The sequence below is a fragment of the Acinetobacter sp. MF4642 genome, assembly GCF_002018925.1.
Taxonomy (GTDB): domain Bacteria; phylum Pseudomonadota; class Gammaproteobacteria; order Pseudomonadales; family Moraxellaceae; genus Acinetobacter; species Acinetobacter johnsonii.
Genome location: NZ_MVON01000059.1, coordinates 1 through 3963 on the forward strand (window position 1 = coordinate 1; position 3963 = coordinate 3963).

Genomic DNA, 3963 nt, shown 5'->3' on the forward strand with positions numbered 1-3963 from the left:
TATTTCTGTAAGTTAAAAGAATTTAAACGTATAGCGATGCGTAGTTGTAAAACAGATACGAGTTTTGAAGCCATGATTCAACTGTGCGCGAGTTTAATTAACTCTCGGTAATTCTCAACAGACCCTAAAGAAAAAGCCAGTCGGTTATTCACCTGACTGGTTTTTTTGATTTGCTTGGGTTGCGTCTAAAAGACCAGAAGCATTTTGATGTTTAAACCTCGGTAATCGTTCCGAGAATACGGTTACCTTGTGCGCCTGTCACTGTCGGTAAGTTGCCGCTGAGTTGATGGATAAAGCGCATAGCCAACCAAGCAAAGGCAGTCGCCTCCACCCTAGTTGGGGCTAAGCCAATCGCGGAGGTGGTTTGTACAGACCAATTATGTTTACGTAAGCGCCAACGTAACTGTTCTAAAAGGTGTGAATTATAGGCACCACCACCACAGACGTAGACTTCACCCGTATCCATATCGGAGCGATAGATGGCTTTTTTAATGGCGCGCGTGGTGAGCTTCATTAATGTAGCCTGAATATTTTCAGGACTGTCTTCAAGCTCGTCGTATTCAAGGTCATTGCGCCAGTCGGCAATTTGTTCATCTAACCATTCGAGGTTGAAGTCTTCACGGCCAGTACTTTTCGGTGGTTCTTTAGAAAAATACTCATGTGCTTGGAGCCGATCGAGCAGGCTGCGAATCGGATGGCCGTAGGCTGCCCAATTGCCATTTTCATCGTAGGGCTGTCCAGTAAAACGTTCACACCATGCATCCATTAAAATGTTGGCTGGGCCTGTATCAAAACCGTAAACCTGATCAGGTTGGCCTGCGGGCAACATACTGACATTGGCGATGCCGCCTAGGTTTAAGATGACGCGATGAATACTTTCATGTTGAAACATATCTTGGTGAAAAGCAGGAACCAGCGGGGCACCTTGGCCACCTGCGGCCATATCACGACGTCGAAAATCTGAAATCACAGGAATTTGGGTGATTTCAGTGATGATGTTTGGGTCACCAATTTGCAGGGTAAAACCGTGCTCTGGGCGATGGCGAATGGTTTGTCCATGTGAGCCAATCGCTTTGATTTGACTACGATCTAAATGACTTTGTTCAATCAGTTGATTGATGCCTTCGCCAATCATCTTTGCTAAAGCCACATCTGCCTTACCCATACGGTCGATTTCGTTGTCACCGGGCAAAGTGAGTGCCATCAGTTCATCGCGTAAATCTGGGTCGAAAGAAAGAGTAAGGGTGGCGTGAAGCTGCAATGGATCAAAAGAAGCAGCAACAATATCAACACCATCCATGCTGGTGCCAGTCATTACCCCAATATAGATCGCTGTCATGATTATTCTAAAGCCTGCAATGTGCTGAAAAAGTGTTAGTATATCGCACAAATTGAATAACTGATGTGTTTGGGTTTTGTGATGTCAAATTTCCTGCCGGCTGAAGAACAACTTGCTCTCATTCAACGAGGCACGCATGAAATTATTTCTGAAGAAGATCTTCTGAAGAAATTAAAAGAAAATCGTCCTTTAAAAATTAAAGCGGGCTTTGACCCGACTGCGCCTGACTTGCACTTGGGGCATACGGTTTTAATTAATAAATTGAAAACTTTCCAAGACTTGGGTCATGACGTGACTTTCCTGATTGGGGATTATACCGCGATGATCGGTGACCCGACTGGAAAAAGTGCAACACGCCCACCATTGTCGCGTGAGCAAGTGCTTGAAAATGCAAAAACGTATCAAGAACAGGTGTTTAAAATTCTTGATCCGAACAAGACTAAAGTGCGTTTTAACTCAGAATGGTTTGCCACCAAAACTGCGGCTGATTTAATTCAGTTGGCATCACAGCAAACGGTTGCACGTATGCTTGAGCGTGATGATTTCACCAAGCGTTATAACAACCATCAACCAATCGCAATTCATGAGTTTTTGTATCCATTGGTTCAAGGCTATGACTCGATTGCCCTTGAGGCGGATGTTGAGTTAGGCGGTACAGACCAAACCTTTAACTTATTGATGGGGCGTACACTTCAGGGTCGTTATGATCAAGAAGCACAAGTCTGCATTACTGTACCAATCCTTGAAGGTTTAGACGGTGTGAACAAAATGTCTAAGTCTTTGGGTAACTATATTGGGGTATTTGATGCACCAGGAGCGATGTATCAAAAAGTCCTTTCGATGCCAGATGCTTTAATTGAACGCTATTTCGATTTACTCAGTTTTAAATCCGTTGAAGACATTAAAGTCCTGCTAAACGAAATTGCTGAAGGGCGTAATCCACAAGAAGTGAAGAAAATTCTAGCACTTGAGTTGGTAGAGCGTTTCCACGGTGCAGAAGCTGCAGAAAATGCACATAAAGGTGCAGGTAATCTGATTACTGAGGGTGAACTACCCGAAGGGACACCTGAAGTGACGATTTCACGCGCTGAATTTGGTGGCGAGTTGTTTATTGCAACGATTCTTCGCGTAGCGGGCTTAAACCCAAATGCAGCAGCAGCAAAAGATGCCGTGGCTCGTGGTGCGGTCAAAGTCGATTGGAACGTGGTCGATATGAGTTTCTCTGTTAAAGAAAATGTCACTTTAATTATCCAGTCGGGTAAAAAAGCCATTGCGAAAGTCACTTTTACTGACTAAGTCAGTACATATATATGCTTTAAGTTATTGATATAAAAGCAGGCTTCGGTCTGCTTTTAATTTTTTAATCTTTATAAAAAAATCAAATAAGAAAATTCAAAAAAAACCTTATAAAAACAATGCTTAATTTTTTCCAAAAATATTGCAATTTAAAATGAGTGTGTATATGATTTCAACGTCTAGTCAATGTTTTTAACATCGCTAGAAGGGTCAATAAGAATAACTCTCCACAGTTTTCAAGTCTCTTCCCCAAGGGGCTTTTTTTAAGATAACTATAATAATGACATCTATGGATCAGATAACGATCTAACTCCGAGGAAGAGGTTTTGGGAGAGATCTCTTCCTTTTTTATTGGCAAAAATTTAGTTTTTTAAAATCAGTTTCTCGCAGACAAATAACGAGTTGTCATAAAAGTTAGGTGCAACAGACTTTTAAATAAAGCTGGTCATCACCTTTACAGGTGTATAGCACTGCGTTTTCTACTTATATCCAGATGCTTCGTATCATCAAGCTTTATCGTAGCTGTTATTTCAGCTCTGTCTTGAATTATTTTGATTGAGATGTGGATAGAAGAGAGCCTTGCTATTATGCAAATGAAATAAAAACAGACTAAGCACTCCATTCTTACTAAATATTAGGTGCTTTTATAGCGATGTGGCAGTTTTATAGCTTAGGCGTGTATTAAATATAAAAGAACTATGTCTTTAGAAAGATGATTTATTAAAAATACAGAGATGAAAGAAATACAGAGTGATTTTAAGTCCGAAAATGTTGCTAGAAGATTGATAAGACTCATCCTGAAAGAAAAAATAAATATTAAGGCTTAAATTTTAAGCTTAAAAGACTTTTAAAGATTGGAAATGAAAGGCTCATGTTGAAAGAAATAAGAGAAAAAATTATAAATATGATCAAAAAATAGATGAAAAATACGGTTTTTCTTAAGTTTTGTAGAAAAAACCAACGCCCGTTTCAAATAAGTGAATTTGGGGGTTGCAAAGCTTTAGAAATCCTCTAGAATGCACCCATACCGACGAGATAGACGGAAACGAACGAAGCACGAAGTGCTGAGTTGTTGAGTATATTGAGTCCAGCTTCTAGCACTGACGAGGTGTTAGAAAGATCATTAAGAGATTATGAAGAACAACTTGTGTGGATTTTTACTGATTGATCGATCGAAAATATTTCATTGATTGATGGTAAAAATTACTCGAAGTTTATTTGAGAAATATTTGTCAGAAAATTGATGAGCCAAGATTTGTAGCCATAAGCTACTAATGATTTTTAACTGAAGAGTTTGATCATGGCTCAGATTGAACGCTGGCGGCAGG

At 40.1% G+C, this 3963-nt stretch carries 2 protein-coding genes; one reads left to right on the forward strand and one right to left on the reverse strand.

All coding sequences use genetic code 11. The features are described from left to right. Positions 1 to 211 precede the first annotated feature (211 nt). A complete protein-coding gene (locus tag MF4642_RS16190) occupies positions 212 to 1339 on the reverse strand; it encodes an anhydro-N-acetylmuramic acid kinase (protein ID WP_078426848.1) in 1128 nt (375 codons plus the stop codon). A gap of 63 nt (positions 1340 to 1402) precedes the next feature. Here MF4642_RS16190 and tyrS point away from each other — a divergent pair, with 63 nt between their 5' ends. Then, positions 1403 to 2635 (forward strand): tyrosine--tRNA ligase, encoded by a 1233-nt coding sequence (gene tyrS, locus MF4642_RS16195; RefSeq protein WP_101495457.1) that lies wholly within the window; start codon positions 1403 to 1405, stop codon positions 2633 to 2635. Positions 2636 to 3963 lie beyond the last annotated feature (1328 nt).

What these genes read in the sequence shown, in the direction of transcription:
- MF4642_RS16190 (WP_078426848.1), bottom strand. Translation starts at nt 1,339, where the DNA reads ATGACAGCGATCTATATTGGGGTAATGACTGGCACCAGCATGGATGGT.
- tyrS (WP_101495457.1), top strand. Translation starts at nt 1,403, where the DNA reads ATGTGTTTGGGTTTTGTGATGTCAAATTTCCTGCCGGCTGAAGAACAA.